Here is a 16,754-nt window from a genome sequence, read left to right on the forward strand (position 1 = left end):
GCGGGTGTTTACCGCCTCATTTTCCTGCGTCAAGCGGTTCTTTTTGAAGAAGAACCTTTCTCTGCAGGCCCGGCCCGGAGGACCAGGGAGGCGGGTGTTTACCGCCTCATTTCTCCGCGTCAAGTGGTTCTTTTTGAAGAAGAACCTTTCTCTGCGGATCCGCCCCGGAGGGCGGCGGAGGCGGCTCTCTAGGGAGGGCCGTTCTCCGTGTCAACCGGGCTTTTCAGCCTTTCTGCGGAGCGGAAGATCGAGACCTTCCAGACCGCAGAAAACCGCCGAGTGAAGCCGGAGGGGCTTCCCTCTGTTTCGTTTCCGACGATTCGATTGGAGCGCGGAACCTAACCAAACCGCTTCCGGAAATCAAGAGGCTTTCGCTTCTTTCTTCCGTTGGGATCGGGAGGCTTTCGTCTCCGCGGCCCCGGCGGCCGGCCCGTTTCCGAGCGAGGCGGCGATATACGCAGCGCCCATTTCGTCCGCAACCCGATTCTGATGGTTTTCCGAACTTTCTCGCGGACTCCCGGTCGGCCGGCGCCGGCGCCGGCGTCGCCTCACCCCGCCGCAATATAGGTGCGCAGGGAATCCGCCTCGCGCGTGGCCTCGTCGATCTGGCACTTCACCACGTCGCCGATCGAGATGACTCCGTTCAGCCGGCCGTCCGCGAGCACCGGAAGGTGCCGGATCCGGCGATCGGTCATGCGCTGCATCAGGACGCCGACCGTCTCGCCCGGCGCGGCGAACACCACGTCCGCCGTCATATAGTCGGAAACGGGCCGCGACAGGACGGCCTCGCCGCCTCGAGCGATGGCGCGGACCACGTCCCGCTCCGACAGGACGCCCACGACCCGGTCGCCGTCGCAAACGATCACGGCCCCGACGCTGCGGCGTTCCAGCTCCGCGCAGGCCTCAGCCAGCGGCAGATCCGGAGCGACCGACCAGACCGCATGTCCCTTGCCCTTGAGAATCTCGGTGACCAGCATGGCGGCTCCTCTTCCGTCTGACGGATGCGGCCGCGGACAGGGCCGCTCTCTTCAGACGCGAGGGTCGCGCAGATCGGCGGACGAATCAAATGGCTGCGCCGTTGATCCCCACAGCCGGACCCACGGACCGATCGCCAGCAGTCCGAAGAGGTAGCCGAAGGCGTGAGCCTCCCAGGCGATCGTTGCGCCTTCCATACCGGGCGCGAAACCGATGAGGCCCGCGCCGGCGTTCACCAGCATCAGGGCCGCCGACGTGGTGAGGACGCGCCGGTCGGTCAGGGGCCGGAGGCGGCCGTTGCGCCGTCCCAGAAGCCGGATCGCGGCGCCCATCAGGCCAAACACAGCTCCGGAGGCCCCGCCCAAAGGAGCGTCGCTGCCGAGGTGAACCAGGCCGTAGCCGAGAGCGGCGACGACGCCACACGCAATATACAGGAGGAGAAAGCCGGCGGCCCCGCGCACGCCGGGCATGAGTCGGGCCACAGGCGGGCCGAAGGCGAGGGCGCTGACGGCGTTCATCGCGGCGTGGGCCCAGTTGGCATGGAGGAACATCGCCGTCAGCAGTCCCGGCCACCAGCCTCCCGAGACGAGCGAGGCCGGGCGGAAGGCGAACCCATGCCCTCCCCCGGGCAGCCAGCCCTGCAGCAGATAGAGCAAGGGAATCGACGCCGCGACCAGCACCGAGACCGCCGGCGCGTTGAACATTCTCTCGTCGGCGGCTTGGGTCAGCTGGAGGTCCCGGAAACGACGCAGGTCATTGATCTGGCGAGCGACCCGGCCTCTGGCAAGCGCTTCTTAATAACCATGATCCAGATTGGCACGCAGGGTCCTTAGCGGGCCGTAAACCGTATTGAACGGGGGAGACGCGCATGTCCGTCACGAGACTGGCCGGGACCGCGACGGCGATCGCCGCGCTCGTCATGCCGACCGCCGTCGCCGCCCAGTCGGCCGGCTCGTCAGGGATGGCCGCCTACCAGGCCGGGTACGGCGGCTCCCGCTACGCCACGGCCCGTCCCCAGACCGGCTCGACGCGCGACCAGAACGGCAACCGGCTCATCGTCAACGGTCTCATCCAGTCCGGCGCCAGCGCTTACTCGAGCGCTTCCGGCGGGGTATCCTCCAGCTTCAGCGGAGCCGGCGGCCACGGAACGACGATCGGCGGCTCCACCGCCATCGGCAACAACCTGAACGTGGTCGTCCAGGGCAACCACAACACGGTCATCGTCAATTCCCGCCAGACCAACAATGGCGAGGTCACGGCCGGAACGAACCTCAACGCCAGTCCGAGGCGCCCATGATCTCCGGCCAGTTCCCGCGTCGCCTGAAGAGCGCCGTCGCCGTCTGCGGCGCGGCCGCCCTGCTGGCCGGCTGCATTTCCTCGTCGGCCAGCCCGCGGGGCACCTATGCGACGCCCATCGGCAATGCGCCGGTGATCGCCAACCCGACGCCCTACTCCGCCGCCCTCTATTGCATGGCGGACTACGCCCGACGCTACAACCTGCCCTCCCCGCGCATCGCCGTCGGCCGGATCAGCGACTACACCGGCACGGTGTCGGCCGACGGTGGACGCCAGATCACCGGCGGCGCCTCCTTGATGGCCATGACCGCCCTGGCCAAGTCCGGCGCGCGCATCGTCGAACGCTACGACACCTCGGTCTCCGAGATGGAGCTGCGCTACGCCAACAACCGACTGATCGGCGACGAGGGCGCGGGCGGCGCGGACGACGTCCAGTACCGCCGCATCCTGGCGGGTTCGGTGCCCGGCACGGACTTCTACATCATCGGCGGCATCACCGAGGTGAACTACAACATCCGTTCAGGCGGCTTCGACATGGCCGCCGGGCAGGTCGAGACCGACACGCCGCTGTCGACGGCCTTCTCGGGCAAGGCCTTCGTCATGAACGTGGCCATCGATCTGAGGCTTGTGCAGACCACCACGCTCGAGGTGGTCGACGTCATCTCCTACCAGAAGCAGATCATCGGTCGGGAAATCTCGGCGGGGGTGTTCGACTTCCTGAACGGCAATGTCTTCGACATCTCCGCCGGCGAAGGCGGACTGGAGCCGGTGCAACTGGCGGTGCGGGCCCTGATCGAGCGGGCCACCGTCGAGTTCATGGCCAACCTCTACGGCGCGCCGGGGCCCGAGATTTGCCTCTCGGCCGGTCCTGACCCGCTGGGCGGCACGGTCGGCGCGACCGGCGGCTACTACCCGGCCTACCCCAACACGGACACGAACAATGGCGACACCCGCGCGGATCCGTCTCGCTGGCACGATGGCCGCGACGGCGCTGTGCGCCGCAGCCGCTACTGAGGCCGCCGCCCAGACGCCCCCCCAGGACTCCCTGGTCCTGAACCAGCAGCTCCAGCTGGGCGACGTCTTCTCGCACCAGACGATCAATGTCGTCGACGCCCAGGACCAGGTGACCGCGGAAACCTCGGCCCAGGGCAACGCCGCCTCGGGCGCCGTCGAGAACGGCTCGATCACCGTGCAGTCCGGGCAGGACATGCGCGGCGACGCCACGGCCCGAACCGATGTCGCGCTCGGGGGCGACACATGGGGCGAGGTCAACGTCACCACCCAGGCCGGCGGCAACTATCTCGCCGTCAGCGCCTATGACGCCGACCTGACCACCGACGCGGTCCAGTCGAACACCGGCGGCCTCGTCGGCGCGGTGACCGAGATCGGGGACTCGTCGGCGCGACTGCACGCCGGCGGAAGCGTGGCCGCTTCAGCCATCTCGAACACAGTTGCGCTCTACGGCGAGGGCTCCCTGCTCCAGGGCGACATCGATCAGACCAACGCGGCCACCGTCCGCTCCTTCAGCCGGATCCAGAGCCAGTACATCCCGGCCGCCGCGACGGTCACGGCGGATGCCGTCGGCAATGCCGTCGCCGCGACCGGCGTGCAGACCTCCGGCCAGGACCTGTCGATCATCCAGTCCTCCACGGGCGATTTTCTCGAGGCCGACGCCAGCGCCAACGCCGGCAACGCCTGGGACCTGGCCGCCCGTGCCCGCGCGACCGCCAACCAGGCGGTACTGAACAACCAGGGCGGCTCGGTCGTGGTCGCTTCCGCCCAGGACAACAGTTCGTTCGTCCGCGCCGCCGCCCTGACCACCGCCTATGACTACGGCCGCGCCGAGGCCTACGCCCGGGGCGCCGCCAACGAACTGTCGGTCGGCAACAACGACGTCTACGTCGAGATCGACAACAACCAGTTCAATGCGGGCGGCGTCGACGTCAGCGCGACCTTCTCGGGGACCAACGGCTACGACGTCTATGTCGGCGCGGAGGCCGTCGGGAACGCGGTGACGGGCTATGCCTGTTCCGAGTGCCCGGGCTATCTGGAAGCCAACAACGTCCAGACCAACAATGGCAGCGTCTCGGCCCAGACCTCGACCACCGTCGCCGGCTCGAACCGCGCCGTGATCACGGGGGCCAATGCGGTCGGCAACTCGGCCACCTTCTACGTCTCCCGGCCCACACATTAATCTTCTGTAACTTGAGCCCGCTCGCCGCTCGCAGAAGGGTTGTGCGGGGCGTCGGCGGATCTGGTTGAATTCGCGGTCCTTCCTTTTCTTCGCGTTCGCGTCCCTGCGCGCGCCCATCGGAGTGACCGCTGATGCGATCCGCCCGCCTTCTGCTTCTCGCCGCCGCCTCGTTCTCCGTGCTCGTAGCGGCCGCGCCGGCCCTCGCCCAGGCGCAGCCCTCCGACCCGTGGGCCCAGGCGAGCAGCGACATTCCAGCGGATTCGAACGTGCGTTTCGGCGTGCTGCCGAACGGCATGCAGTATGCGGTCCTGCGCAACGCCACGCCGCCGGGCCAGGCCTCGTTCCGCCTGCGCATCGACGCCGGTTCGCTGATGGAGAACGAGAACCAGCTCGGCCTGGCTCACTTCATGGAGCACATGGCCTTCAACGGGACGACCAACGTCCCCGAGAATGACCTGCTGCGCATCCTGGAGCGTCTGGGCCTGGCGTTCGGCGCCGACACCAACGCCTTCACCAGCTTCGACCAGACGGTCTACATGCTGGAGCTGCCGCGCACGAACGACGAGACCGTCGACACCAGCCTGCACATCATGCGCGAGCAGGTGTCCGAAGCCCTGATGGCCGCAGAGGCCGTCGACGCCGAGCGCGGCGTAATCGAAGGCGAGGAGCGGCTGCGCAATACGCCGGGCCTGCGCTCGATCAAGGCCCAGCTGGCCCTTCTGGCGCCGGGCCAACGCATCTCCCAGCGTCTCCCGATCGGCGACCTGACCATCATCCGCACCGCCCCGCGCGAGCGTTTTGTCGAATTCTACGACGCCTATTACCGGCCGTCCCGCGCGACCTTCGTCGCTGTCGGCGATTTCGATGTGGACGTCATGGAGGCCAAGATCCGTCGCGCCTTCGAGAGCTGGGAGCCTCGCGCCGCCGACGGCCCGGAACCGGACCTCGGCGCCGTCACGCCGCGCGAGCCGGAAACCCGCATCCTGGTCGAGCCCGGAATCCAGTCGTCGATCGCGCTCAACTGGACGCGCAATCCCGAACGGGATCCCGACACCGTGGCCGAGCGCCGCGAGGACCTGATCCGCAACCTCGGCGTTGCGGTCCTGAACCGCCGTCTCGGCGAGATCGCCCGGACCGACAATCCGCCGTTTTCTTCCGCCAGCGGCGGCGAGGCCGGACTCGCCGAAAGCCTCGACATCGCCACCGTCTCGGCGGAGTTCGCGCCCGGAGAGTGGAAGCGCGCGCTGGAGGCGATCGAGCAGGAACAGCGCCGGCTGGTCCAGTACGGCGTGTCGGAAGCCGAACTGCAACGCGAGGTCACAGCTATCCGGACCGCGCTGGAGAACGCCGTCGCGGGAGCCGCAACCCGGCGAACGCCGCAGCTCGCCAGCCAGCTCATCAACGCCGTCAACGAGAAGGACGTCTTCAGCGCGCCCCAAACCAACCTTGAGCTGTTCAACGCCGCGGTGGCCGGCGTGACGGCCGCGGAGGTCAGCGAGGCTGTGAAGGGCGTGTTCCGGGGCGAAGGCCCGCTCGCGCTGGTGGTCACCCCCGTCGAGATCGAAGGCGGCGAAGCGGCCGTGACCGCCGCGCTGGAAGCCTCGCGACAGGTTCCCGTCGCGGCGCCGGCGGCCCAGGCGGAACTGGAATGGCCGTACGCCGCCTTCGGCGAGCCGGGAACGGTCGTCGACCGGAGCGAGATCGCGGAGTTGGGCGCCACGGTCGTCACGTTCGCCAATGGCGTGCGCCTGACGGTGAAGCCGACTGAATTCCGGGAGGAGCAGATCCTCGTGAGCGTGCGCACCGGGATCGGCGAACGAGGAATCGATCCGAACCGGGCCGACCCGCAACTGCTGGCGTCGCAGATCGTGCCGCCCGGCGGCCTTGGCCGCCTCACCTTCGACGAGCTGAGCCGGGTTCTGAATGGTCGAATCTACTCGGCCCAGTTCGGCGTCGAGGGCGACAGCTATCGGCTGTCCGGTGCGACCCGGCCCGAGGATCTGGCGCTTCAGACACAGGTTCTGGCGGCCTACCTCACGGATCCCGGCCTGCGCCCGGCGCCTCTCCAGCTCATCAAGTCGGTCTTCCCGCAACAGATCGACCAGCTGATGGCCACGCCCGGCGGCGCCTTCCTGATCCAGGGATCGGGCCTCCTGGCGAGCGGTGACAAGCGGCAGAGCCTGCCTTCGCCCGAGGAGATCGCCGGCTGGACCATTGAGGATCTTCGCGCGGGCGTGACCCGGGGCCTGGCGACGGGACCGATCGACGTCATCATGGTCGGCGACCTGACCGTCGAGGATGCGATCGCGGCGGTTGCCCCCACTTTCGGCGCCCTGCCCGCTCGCGGGCCGGACGCCCAGCCGGCGCCGGGTGCGACGGAGCTGCGCTTCCCGGCGCCGACCGCCGAGCCGGTCCGCCTGACCCACAACGGGCCCGCCGGGCAGGCGCTGGCCTATATCGCCTGGCCGACCACCGACGCCGTCGGCGACCGGACCGAGGCCCGTCGCGCCACGATCCTGGCCGAGGTGCTCAAGCTGAGGGTGTTCGAGGAAATCCGGGAGCGCCAGGCCCTGGCCTACTCCCCGGGCGTTGGAGCCAGCGCCTCCGACGTCTACGAGGACTACGGCTCGATCTCGATCCAGGCGGAGACGGCGGCGGACAAGCTCGACGCCTTCTACGCCGCCGTCGAATCGATCACCGCGTCGCTTCGTGAGGCCCCGCCGAGCGAGGACGAGCTGAACCGCGCCCGGCTGCCGGTGATCGAATCGTTGCGTCGTAGCCAGGCCGGCAACGAGTACTGGCTGGCTCAGCTGGCGGACGTGGCGGAGCGGCCGTCGGAAGTCGAACAGACGGTCACGCACATCTCCGACCTCGAAGCCATCACGCCGGCTGACATCCAGACGCTGGCGCGACAGTACCTGCGTCCGGGCACGGCCTGGCGCGCGGTCGTGGTGTCGTCGCAAGCCGCGGCCGAGTAAGCAAAAAAGGCCCCGGTCCCACTCGGGCCGGGGCCAGTCGCTTCTCAGGAATGTCGACGAAGCGCCGACATCTCATCCTGCGAGCTTGCGCCTGACGTCAAGCTGAACGCCGCGTTCGCTGCGGTTCAGAACACCCGGCCGCCGACGCCGCCATCAAGGGTGATGGCGCCGCCCTGCACCGCCACGCCGACCTCTTCCACCACCTCCTCACGAAACGCGGTGTAGATCTCCTCGCGCACCATCGTCAGGATCTTCACGCCGGCTCCGTAGCGGCGCAGCAGAGACCGCTCGTTGCACTCCCGCTCGGCCCGCTGGGCGCGGCACTCGACGTTGCCGCCGCGGCCATGCCACAGCGCTTCGCCCTTGCGGCAGCTGATCGTCTCCGCCTCGTCGAAGCGGACGTCGCCATGGTACTCGGCCCAGGTCGCCTGCAGCCAGGTCCCGGCCAGGCAGCGGTACAGCTCACCCTCGTAGTCACCGTGCACCTCGCGGTCCGGTCGGACCTGGGAGGCCGGGTGCGGCACGCTGCGGTCGTCGATGCAGACGGCCTGGATGACCACCCGCTTTTCCCAGCGGCGACGCTCCTCATACGGCACGCGAATCGTCCGGCGCATCCGCGCGCCCTCGACGTTGAGGCCGCTGATCGTCGTCGGATAGGGCTGATCGACCGTCACATAGGCCGATCCTCCGCCGCTGACCCAAACGCTGCCGCCTGCGCGGGCGTTGAGTCCCGCCCGTGCGCGTGCGCCCGCCTCTGCGTTGGAGTTGGCGTTGGCGTTCACATTGACGTTGACGTTCAGATTGCCCCCGCCGCTGCAGCAGGGAGGCGGCGGCGGCAGCTCGCAGCAGGGCGGAGGCGGCGGCGGCGGCGGGGGCGGCGGCTCGCAGCAAGGCGGCGGCGGCGGCTCGCAGACAGGGCCGCACTGGGCCGAAGCCTCACCAGCCACCGCCGATAGCGCGAGGAAGCCCGCAGCGGCCGGCAACCAGGTCATGATCCGCACCCGCATGGGCCGACCTCCAGAAGAATCTTGTGCTCATCTGCCGATCGCAGACGGCTCCACTGGAGATCAAAACCTCAAAAGCCTTGCGTTTCCGTTGCGCTGGCGGTCCGCGGCTTGCGCCGCCGCCTCCGGAGGCGGACGCGATGTTCCATCCTGACACGCAATTCCTGATCGACTTCTGGATCGATCTCGCACGCCGGCCCGAAGTGCGCGGCGGCGTGCCGGCACGGTCCGGTCTCGAGCCGGAGGTCCTGGGGGCCCGGCTTCAGCGCGCCTTCATCCTCGACGCGGCGGGGTCCGACGCGACGTTCAGGCTTGCCGGAAGCTGGCTTGAGGCCTTGCGAGAGCGCCCGCTCGGCGGCGCCGGTTTCGGCGAGTTGTGGTGCGACGCGTCGGCGACGCTGGTGATTCCCGCCCTCGCCCAATCGCTGCGCGAGGCCCGACCGGTCGTGATCGTCGCCCAGCACGGCGCCGAGGCGCGGTCGGTCGAGGTCTGTGTGGTCCCCCTCCGTCGCACCGATGGGCGCGCGGGATTGTTCCTCGGCCTGGTCGCGCCCGCGCCGAGGCTGGACGTGGCGAGCGCGCCCCCCCGACGGCTGACGGCCCGCCTGACGATCGCCGTCGGCGACCGGGGTCGCCCGGCCCTTTCCCTCGTCGAGGGTCGCCGTTCCGCCTGACCCCTCTAGCTGCCCTGGAGCTTCAGCCCCGCTGCGTAGCGCTTCCAGTTTTGCACGTAGTGGACGGCCGACGCCTTCAGCGCCTCGATCTGCCCCGGCTCGAGCTGCCGCACCACCCGGCCCGGCTGGCCGACCACCAGCGAATCGTCCGGAATCACCTTGCCCTCGGTGATCAGCGCATTGGCTCCGATGATGCAGTTCCGGCCGATCTTCGCGCGGCCCAGAACCACGGCTCCGATGCCGATCAGGCTGTTGTCCCCGATCTCGCAGCTGTGCAGCATGACCATGTGGCCCACGGTCACCCCGTCGCCGATGACCAGGGGCTCGCCCGGATCGGAATGCAGGACGCTGCCGTCCTGGATGTTCGTGTCTCGCCCGATCGTGATCGGATCGTTGTCGCCCCGCACCACAGCGCCAAACCAGATGCTGGCGCCGGGCTTGAGAATCACGTCTCCTGCCACCGTTGCATTCGGCGCCACCCAGTATTCGCCCTCCGGCGGAAGCTGCGGTTTCTTGTCCGCCAACGCATAGATCGTCATCGAAACATCACCTTATCTTACGGTCAATCCGCGCTTTAAGCGTTTGGAAACCACGATAGCATCAAAGTGTTCTTGCGATTCGCGGCCGCCATTTCGGCCCCGGATCGGAAGCCGGATCAAGCCCGGTCCGGCCAGACCCTGGAGACGCGCGTGGCGTGCTCGGTTCGGCGGGTTTCCCCGCTGGAGGATGGTCCTTCCACCGATCCGGGCGGCTGCATCGCGTCCCCTGCCCTCCTCACCACTTCCGTTCGAGGCGATGTCTTTGCGACGTCGCCTTTTTTCATGCCCTGGAGGCGTCCATGACCAAGCGTGCGGCCCTGAAGCGTCAAACCCGTGAGATGTCGCGCGAGCACGGCATCCTCGATTCGCGCCAGTTCACCGAGGACGCCAAGGTCAGGCGGCTCCCGACCCACGCCGGCTGGTCGCCCTATCCCTCGAACGACGAGCGTGAGCAGGGCTACCTGAAGACGCTGAAGCCCAAGTCGGACGGCCAGGCTGAACTGCTGACGGCGATCGATCACTCCAACCTGGTCATGGCGCTCGGCCCTGCGGGAACAGGCAAGACGTATCTCGCCGTCGCCAAGGCGGTCGAGGCGCTGGAGGCCGGCAAGGTCGGACGGATCGTCCTGTCCCGCCCCGCCGTGGAGGCCGGGGAGTCGATCGGTTTCCTGCCCGGCGACATGGAGGACAAGCTGGCCCCCTACCTGCGGCCGCTCTACGACGCCCTGTCTGACCGCCTGTCGATGAAGCGGGTGAAGGCGTTGATGGCCGAAGGTCTGATCGAGATCGCTCCGATCGGCTACATGCGCGGCCGGACCCTGAACAACGCCTTCATCGTCGTCGACGAGGCCCAGAACTGCACCTACGTGCAGCTCAAGATGCTGCTCACCCGGCTCGGCTGGCACTCGACGATGGTGGTCACCGGCGATCCTCACCAGTCGGACCTGCTGCCCGGAGTCTCCGGGCTGGCCGACATCGCCACACGCCTTGAGGCGGTGCCGGAGATCGCCGTAGTTCGCCTGGCCGAGCGAGACATCGTCCGGCACCCGCTGGTCGCGTCGATGATCGGCGTGCTCTGATCGTCAGACGAGATCCGTCACCCGGGCCGGTTCCGGCGCAGGCGCCGGCTCGGGTGGACGCGCGCCGAGGCGGTCGACAAGGGCGAAGACGAACGGGTTCAGCGAGATCGACAGCAGGGCCGCCGCCAGGATGAGATCGTGGGTTTCGCGGCTCATGGCGCCCAGCGAAACCGATAGCGCCGCGAGGATGAAGCTGAACTCGCCGATCTGGGCCAGACTGGCCGCCACGGTGAGACTGGTCGCCCGATCGAGTCTGAACATGGTGGTGATGGCGAGCGCAGCCAGCGACTTGCCGACGATCACGATCGCCAGCACCCCCAGCACCGCCAAGGGCTCGCGCACGAGAATGGTCGGGTCGAACAGCATGCCGACCGAGACGAAGAACAGCACCGCAAAGGCGTCCCTGAGCGGAAGGGAGCGTTCGGCGGCGTTATGGCCGAGCGGCGAGCTGTTCAGCACCAGGCCGGCGAGGAAGGCGCCAAGCGCGAAGGAATGAAACAGCCTGTAGGCCACCCAGGCGATCCCCAGCGCCATCGCCAGCACGCCGAGGGTGAAGAGCTCCCGGGAGCGGGTGTGGGCGATGCGCACCAGCACCCACGGCAGGACCCGCGGCCCGACAACCAGCATCGCCCCGACGAAGAGGGCGACCTTTCCGAGCGTCCACGCCATCGACTGGGCCAGCTGCGCGCTGTTCAGGGTCTCCCCCGGGGGCACGATCAGCAATGGCATCACCACCAGGGCGATGACGATCACCAGATCCTCCACGATCAGCCACCCGACCGCGATGCGCCCGACCTCGGCCTTCAACTGCTTGCGCTCCTCGACCGCGCGCAGCAGCACCACCGTGGAGGCGACCGACAGGGCGAAGCCAAGAAGGAAGGCCTCGATGTCCGGCAGGCCGAGGGCGAAGCGGCCCAGCAGCCAGCCCAGCACGCACGCCGCCGCGATCTGCACCAGCGCCCCAGGCAGGGCGACCTTGCGCACCCGCATCAGGTCGGCTGGCGAGAAGTGCAGCCCGACCCCGAACATCAGCAGAATAACGCCGATCTCGGCCAGCTGCGGGGCGAGTTCGGTATCCGCGACGAAGCCTGCAGTGAACGGCCCGACGGCTACGCCGGCCAGCAGATAGCCCACCAGCGGAGAGAGCTTCAGCCGGTTCGCCACCATCCCGAACACGAACGCCAGCACGAACCCGCCGACGAGAGTGAGAATCAAGCTGTCGGCGTGCGGCATCGGAGCTCCGTGCGAGGCGAGTCGAGGTTCCCGGGACAAGAGCCTTTCACCTGGGGACTTCGCCGCCCGGGAGCAAGCGCAAACGACGCCGCCGCGGCGCGATTGCCCCTTCGCGAGCGGGGCCCGGGCTGCTAACCGGGACCGCCACTATCCAGCGAACCCAATGAAAATCCCCCGCATCGCCTACGCCGCCTACGGCTTCGCCATCGTCGTCATCGTTCTCGACCAGCTGAGCAAGGCCTGGGTGGTGGGAGGGCTCGACCTCCCCGAAGTCCGCCAGATCGTCGTCTGGGAGTCGATCTTCAACCTGACCTGGGTCCGCAACTTCGGCGTCAGCTTCGGCCTGTTCGGCGACGGATCGGCACGCTGGCTGTTGACGGTGTTCTCGATCGGCGTCTCCGTCGTGCTGGCGGTCTGGGCGACCCGGACCAACCGCCGGCTGCTGATCAGCGCCATCGGTCTGGTGATGGGCGGCGCGCTGGGCAATGTCATCGATCGCATCCGCTTCGGCTATGTCGTCGACTTCCTCGACTTCTCGGGCCTCGGCTTTCCGTGGGTGTTCAACATCGCGGACGCGGCCATCAACATCGGCGTCGCGCTCCTGATCCTCGACGCCGTGATCTCAGAGCGCGCCGGCAAACGCCAGGCTGGCGACACGGTCGGAGAGAACCGGGCGCTCTGATCGCCGCAGCGGTTGGCCTCGCCGTGGAAAAGTCGTAATCAGCCGCTTCCTCTAGGGTATATGCGCGCCTCCTTCGGCGCCGCACCGGGATCAATCATGCGCCTTCGCACCGCCGCCGTTCTGACCATCGCCGCCTCGACGCTTGCGCTGGGCGCATGCTCCAGCCTCCGGCAGGGCATCGGCCTGACCAAGGTGACGCCGGACGAGTTCCTGACCGTCTCGACCGCCCCGCTGACCGTGCCGCCCGAGTACGGGCTGCGCCCGCCCGCCCCCGGCCAGCCGCGTCCGCAGGAGCTGGCGCCAGAGTCAGCCGCCCGCCAGATCCTTCTCGGCCAGCGTCAGGCCGTGACCCGGTCGCCCGGCGAACAGGTTCTGGTCGCCCAGGCCGGCGGCGACCGGGCCGATCCGCTGGCCCGCTACGTCATCGACGACGAGTTCGGAGACCTGGCGCACAAGGAAGAGGGCTGGGCCAACCGGATCCTGTTCTGGCGGCGCGACGACCCGTCGACCCGCACCGCCTCGACCACCCAGTCGCCGGAAGGCCAGGTCACCATCGACGCGGCCAGCGAATACGCCCGGGTGCAGGCCCTCACCGGCGGCGCCGCCGGCATCCTGATCACGCCGCGCCGCGACGACGGGTTCAAGCTGCCCGGCCTGTAAGCCTGAGACTTGCCGATTGAACGGCCCGGACGCCTGTCGTCCGGGCCGTTTTCTTTTCAGGCCTTGGCGGCCCCTGCGCGCAGGCCGCGTTCGGCCAATGCGACCAGGGCCACCCCGCCCATGGTCAGGGCCGCCCCGGTCAGGATCTGCGGCGACAGCACGTCGCCCATGAAGGCCCATCCGATCAGGATCGACACCACCGGCGTGGCCAGCAGATAGGGCGTCACCCGCCCCGCCTCCCGTTGCTGGACCAGCCAGAACACCAGGGTGGTCGCCAGCACCGAGGACACCAGCCCCGCCCAGGCCAGACTGGCCCAGACCAGGGCGTCCGCCTGCTGCAGCGCCGTCGCCTGGCCGTCCTCGAACAGGGCGGAGCCGAAGGCGAGGGTCGGGAGGGCGACAACGGCCAGCAGCCCCTGCATCTTAAGCGGCGGAATCGACGTCGTCCGCCGGGCGATCACCGTGGTCATGGCCCATGCCGCCGAGGCGGCGATGCCGACGAGGATGCCCTTCCAGTCCGCGATGGCGTGGGCGTCCAGCGTCATCCACGCAACGCCGACAAAGGCCACGCCCATGCCGGCCAGCGCGAAGCGGGACAGCCGTTCGCCGAGGACGAGGAAAGCGAACAGCGCCGTGAACGGCACCCACAGCTGGGCGGCGACGGAGACAGGACTGACGTCGTGCGCCAACCAGAAGGCGAGATAGATCAGGCCGTAGTGCAGCGGCCCCCCAAGCCCGACAATGAGCAGCAGGCTCTTCCAGTTGGGGAACGGCGGCCGCACGAACGGGATCAGGCAGACCGCCGCGATGGCGAACCGCAACGACCCCGTCAGCAGCGGCGGCAGGGTCTCGGTCGCCAGCTTGGCGGCGGCGTTGTTGACGCCCCAGATCACCACCACGGCGGCGATGGCGGCGATCTCGGCGACCGTCAGCGCGGCGGGAGGGGGAGCGGTGGACTTCACGCGCCTCGCCTACTCCCCCCGGTCGTCCGGAGCGAGGGGCCGCCGCGACACTTCGCATTTCAGAATGTGGCGATCAGACCGACGGCCGGGACAGCATCAGCACATATATGCCGATCACCCCGGCGAAAGCGGGCCAGCCCAGCACGAACCAGATCCGGTACAGGCGGTCGTAGGCCGGCGGCAGGGGCGCCCCCGCGTCCGCCGCCGCCGCCGCCAGGCGGGCGAGCCTCTGCTGGATCCAGACCACGGGCAGCCAGCAGGCGCCGACGAGGAGGAACAGGGCGTAGCTGGCCAGCAGCCACGGCTCGTCCAGGCGGTAGCCCTGCAGACGGATCAACGCCAGCCCGCTGAGCGGCTGGACCACCACGGCCGTGGCCGTGAAGAGGAAATCGGCCAGCACCACCATCCGCCCCACCGCCGCGGCCACAGACGGGTCGCGCGTGCGCCGGGCGCGAACCATGAAAAAGGCGATTCCCGCCCCCGTCCCGAACAGCACGGCCGCCGAGAGGATGTGGACCAGCTTCAGGAGGACGTAGGCGTCGATCATCGCCGGGCGTCCGTCGCCGCCACGAACAGACACAGGGCCATCATCGGGACCACCTTCAGCCAGGGGCCGAGCGGATCCACCCAGTACTGAGGCAGGCTGAGGGTCGCGGCGACGAGATAGCCGACCGTGGCGGCCGCCATGACGATCGCCACCCGCGCCGTCCACGGACGGGCGAACAGGGCCAGGCCGAGGGCCACGTCCAGCGCCGCGCCCCACCCGGCGATGGCGCCGGCCCAGCGGCCATAGCCGCCCTCGTGCAGCACGGTGATCGCCCGCTCCCAGCCAGGGCCGAAGGTGATCAGTCCGGTCAGCAGCCAGAACAGGCCCAGCGCCGCGATCGCCACCGGCCGCACGAACCAGAGGCGGGCGTGCCAGACGTCCTGGACCGAGGCAGGGGTCGCGGACAGGGCGGCGGCCGGGTCGCGGGCCCTGACGCCCAGGGCCTCCTGCCAATCGTCGTCCCGGCCGGCGACGTCATGGTCGAGCTGACGCATGGAGGTCGAGGTCAGGGGCGAGAACCAGCCCATCCGGGCCAGCAGGTCTCCGAGACGAAGCGCCGGAGCCGCGATGGCGCGCGGCACGCGAATCACCGGCGCCGCGGGCAGGCCGAGCCAGCCCCGATAGAGTTTGAGAAGCTGGTCCAGGCTGAGACGTCGGGGACCGGCGACGTCGAAGCGCCGGCGAACCGCTTGCGGCCGGTCGAGCGCAGCGACGACGGCGGCGGTGAGATCGTCCATGGCGACCGGCCGCACCGCCTGCGCGCCGCCCACGACGGGGATGACGCCCGGAAACGCGGCCAGCGCCCGGATCAGCCCGGTGCCGCCGAATGCGCCGCGCCCGAGAACCAGCGAGGGGCGCAGGATCGTCCACTCCAGCCGGCTGGACTGGACCATACGCTCGGTCTCGGCCTTGGTGCGGGCGTAGGCCGTGCCCGCGGCATCCTCCGCGCCCACGGCGGACAGGTGGACCAGGCGGTTCACGCCCGCCGCCTCGCAGGCGGCGATCAGGGCGCGGGGCCCGAGCACGTGCGCGGCCCGGATATCGTCGCCGCCGCCGTCCTGAAGGACGCCGACGCAGTTCACCACCGCTTCGACCCCCTCCAGCAGCGCCTCCCAGGCCGCGGGGGCGCCGAGGGTGCGGAAGTCGGCCACGGCCCACTCATACTGCGGCGCGCGTCGCGCCGCCTCGGCCGGTCGGCGGGCGCCGGCGCGGACGGTCCACCCCGCCGCCGCAAGGGCTGCGGCCACATGGCTGCCGATGAAGCCGTTCGCCCCCAGCACCAGAACGCGCCCCCGCGACGTCATGGCGTGCGTCCTGACGTCAGAACGGGATGTCGTCGTTCAGGTCATAGCTCTCGCGTGGGCCGGAAGGCTTGTTGGCGCCGCCGGTGGAGAAGCCGGACGAGTAATCGTCGTCGCCGCCGCCGCGGGACATGCCGCCGCCATCGCCGCGACCGCCCAGCATGGTCAGTTCGCCCTTGAACTTCTGGATCACCACCTCGGTCGAGTATTTCTCGACGCCCTGCTGGTCGGTCCACTTGCGGGTCTGGAGCTGGCCCTCGACGTAAACGGTCGAGCCCTTCTTCAGGTAGTTCTCACAGACCTTGACGATGTTGTCGTTGAAGATGACGACGCGGTGCCACTCGGTCTTCTCCTTGCGTTCGCCGCTGGCCTTGTCGCGCCACGTCTCCGACGTCGCCAGCGACAGGTTCGCGACCCGCTCGCCGCTGTTCAGGGTGCGGATCTCCGGATCCCGCCCCAGGTTGCCGACCAGAATGACCTTGTTGACGCTGCCCGCCATCTCGAGCTCCTTTTTTCCGTTCGCTGGCCTAGCGCGCTTTCTCGGGCGCCGGGCCGTGTTTTTCATCGGACGGCCGGGTTTCCCACAGGCGCGGTCCGGTCGCGTCCCGACCCTAGCCGAGCTCAGGGGTT

General features: G+C 69.1%; 17 protein-coding genes. 8 read left to right on the forward strand and 9 right to left on the reverse strand.

The features are described 5' to 3' along the window. Positions 1 to 548: 548 nt before the first annotated feature. Positions 549 to 977 (reverse strand): CBS domain-containing protein, encoded by a 429-nt coding sequence (locus BM333_RS10155; RefSeq protein WP_092310781.1) that lies wholly within the window; start codon positions 975 to 977, stop codon positions 549 to 551. 51 nt (positions 978 to 1,028) lie between these two features. Beyond that, positions 1,029 to 1,679: a rhomboid family intramembrane serine protease gene (locus BM333_RS10160; RefSeq protein ID WP_092310785.1), complete on the reverse strand. Its 651-nt coding sequence runs from the start codon at positions 1,677 to 1,679 to the stop codon at positions 1,029 to 1,031. Between the two features lie 164 nt (positions 1,680 to 1,843). On the opposite strand from BM333_RS10160, the gene hfaA reads away from it, so the two are divergent. The 4 genes from hfaA to BM333_RS10180 all read left to right on the forward strand — a co-directional run bounded on the left by hfaA (position 1,844) and on the right by BM333_RS10180 (position 7,443). Further along, positions 1,844 to 2,272 (forward strand): holdfast anchoring protein HfaA, encoded by a 429-nt coding sequence (gene hfaA, locus BM333_RS10165; protein WP_092310788.1) that lies wholly within the window; start codon positions 1,844 to 1,846, stop codon positions 2,270 to 2,272. Continuing rightward, positions 2,269 to 3,285 (forward strand): holdfast anchoring protein HfaB, encoded by a 1,017-nt coding sequence (gene hfaB / locus BM333_RS10170; RefSeq protein ID WP_092310791.1) that lies wholly within the window; start codon positions 2,269 to 2,271, stop codon positions 3,283 to 3,285. The genes hfaA and hfaB overlap by 4 nt, the downstream gene beginning before the upstream one ends. Beyond that, on the forward strand, positions 3,212 to 4,465 hold the full coding sequence (gene hfaD, locus BM333_RS10175) for a holdfast anchor protein HfaD (protein ID WP_092310794.1): 1,254 nt from the start codon (positions 3,212 to 3,214) through the stop codon (positions 4,463 to 4,465). The genes hfaB and hfaD overlap by 74 nt, the downstream gene beginning before the upstream one ends. A 131-nt stretch (positions 4,466 to 4,596) precedes the next feature. Next, a complete protein-coding gene (locus BM333_RS10180) occupies positions 4,597 to 7,443 on the forward strand; it encodes a M16 family metallopeptidase (RefSeq protein WP_092310797.1) in 2,847 nt (948 codons plus the stop codon). A gap of 125 nt (positions 7,444 to 7,568) precedes the next feature. On the opposite strand, the gene BM333_RS10185 is transcribed toward BM333_RS10180, so the two are convergent. Further along, positions 7,569 to 8,450: a hypothetical protein gene (locus BM333_RS10185; protein ID WP_177221865.1), complete on the reverse strand. Its 882-nt coding sequence runs from the start codon at positions 8,448 to 8,450 to the stop codon at positions 7,569 to 7,571. 137 nt (positions 8,451 to 8,587) lie between these two features. Here BM333_RS10185 and BM333_RS10190 point away from each other — a divergent pair, with 137 nt between their 5' ends. Next, a complete protein-coding gene (locus BM333_RS10190; protein WP_092310800.1) occupies positions 8,588 to 9,121 on the forward strand; it encodes a PAS domain-containing protein in 534 nt (177 codons plus the stop codon). 5 nt (positions 9,122 to 9,126) lie between these two features. Here the strand turns inward: BM333_RS10190 and BM333_RS10195 are convergent, their stop codons facing one another. After that, a complete protein-coding gene (locus tag BM333_RS10195) occupies positions 9,127 to 9,660 on the reverse strand; it encodes a gamma carbonic anhydrase family protein (protein WP_092310803.1) in 534 nt (177 codons plus the stop codon). A 287-nt stretch (positions 9,661 to 9,947) separates the two neighbouring features. On the opposite strand from BM333_RS10195, the gene BM333_RS10200 reads away from it, so the two are divergent. Further along, entirely contained in the window at positions 9,948 to 10,739 is a 792-nt protein-coding gene (locus tag BM333_RS10200; RefSeq protein ID WP_092311528.1) for a PhoH family protein, read from the forward strand. A gap of 3 nt (positions 10,740 to 10,742) precedes the next feature. On the opposite strand, the gene BM333_RS10205 is transcribed toward BM333_RS10200, so the two are convergent. After that, positions 10,743 to 11,972 carry a cation:proton antiporter domain-containing protein gene (locus BM333_RS10205; protein WP_092310807.1) on the reverse strand — a complete coding sequence of 410 codons (1,230 nt, stop codon included), beginning with the start codon at positions 11,970 to 11,972 and terminating at the stop codon, positions 10,743 to 10,745. A 163-nt stretch (positions 11,973 to 12,135) separates the two neighbouring features. Between BM333_RS10205 and lspA the strand changes: the two genes are divergently transcribed. Continuing rightward, positions 12,136 to 12,654, forward strand: a complete 519-nt coding sequence (lspA, locus tag BM333_RS10210; RefSeq protein ID WP_092310810.1) for a signal peptidase II — start codon at positions 12,136 to 12,138, stop codon at positions 12,652 to 12,654. 96 nt (positions 12,655 to 12,750) lie between these two features. Next, positions 12,751 to 13,314 (forward strand): DUF3035 domain-containing protein, encoded by a 564-nt coding sequence (locus BM333_RS10215; RefSeq protein ID WP_092311531.1) that lies wholly within the window; start codon positions 12,751 to 12,753, stop codon positions 13,312 to 13,314. Between the two features lie 56 nt (positions 13,315 to 13,370). Here BM333_RS10215 and BM333_RS10220 read toward each other — a convergent pair whose 3' ends face one another. The 4 genes from BM333_RS10220 to ssb form a co-directional block, all read right to left on the reverse strand. Beyond that, positions 13,371 to 14,276 (reverse strand): DMT family transporter, encoded by a 906-nt coding sequence (locus tag BM333_RS10220; RefSeq protein ID WP_092310814.1) that lies wholly within the window; start codon positions 14,274 to 14,276, stop codon positions 13,371 to 13,373. A 73-nt stretch (positions 14,277 to 14,349) separates the two neighbouring features. Further along, entirely contained in the window at positions 14,350 to 14,823 is a 474-nt protein-coding gene (locus tag BM333_RS10225; RefSeq protein WP_245777229.1) for a DUF2269 family protein, read from the reverse strand. After that, positions 14,820 to 16,127 carry an SDR family oxidoreductase gene (locus BM333_RS10230; RefSeq protein WP_092310817.1) on the reverse strand — a complete coding sequence of 436 codons (1,308 nt, stop codon included), beginning with the start codon at positions 16,125 to 16,127 and terminating at the stop codon, positions 14,820 to 14,822. The genes BM333_RS10225 and BM333_RS10230 overlap by 4 nt, the downstream gene beginning before the upstream one ends. A 16-nt stretch (positions 16,128 to 16,143) precedes the next feature. Continuing rightward, complete coding sequence (gene ssb, locus BM333_RS10235) at positions 16,144 to 16,623, reverse strand: single-stranded DNA-binding protein (RefSeq protein ID WP_092310820.1); 480 nt, start codon at positions 16,621 to 16,623, stop codon at positions 16,144 to 16,146. Positions 16,624 to 16,754: the final 131 nt, after the last annotated feature.

This window comes from Brevundimonas viscosa, assembly GCF_900116065.1.
In the GTDB taxonomy this organism is placed as follows: Bacteria; Pseudomonadota; Alphaproteobacteria; order Caulobacterales; family Caulobacteraceae; genus Brevundimonas; species Brevundimonas viscosa.